Origin of the sequence: Streptomyces sp. P17, from assembly GCF_032436805.1 — a bacterium.
GTDB lineage: Bacteria > Actinomycetota > Actinomycetes > Streptomycetales > Streptomycetaceae > Streptomyces.
The window spans coordinates 1-235 of sequence record NZ_JAVRBF010001490.1 but is presented as its reverse complement, the minus strand read 5'-3'; the positions used below and the strand labels follow the sequence as shown (position 1 = coordinate 235).

At 41.3% G+C, this 235-nt stretch carries 1 pseudogene; it reads left to right on the top strand.

Going from position 1 to position 235, the window contains the following annotated elements:
- Nucleotides 1–21: 21 nt before the first annotated feature.
- Nucleotides 22–235: pseudogene (locus RMT89_RS45445) on the top strand (transporter substrate-binding domain-containing protein); the annotation flags it as partial.

The following is a 235-nucleotide window of genomic DNA, read 5'->3' as shown; positions in this document are numbered from 1 at the left end:
GATGTCATTAGTGGCAACAGTGTGGCAGCCTTTGAAGACTACCCTGTTATGGGCTATGCTATTAAGAGTGCCAGCTTACCACTACGTCTAACCGATTACTTGGAGGAAGCCAATCAATATGGTTTCGCCGTATCTAAAGGCAAGAATGCTGAATTGTTAGCAGATTTCAATGCCGGATTAGCTAAACTAAAAGCAAATGGTCGCTATGATGAAATCATCAACAAATACATCTCAA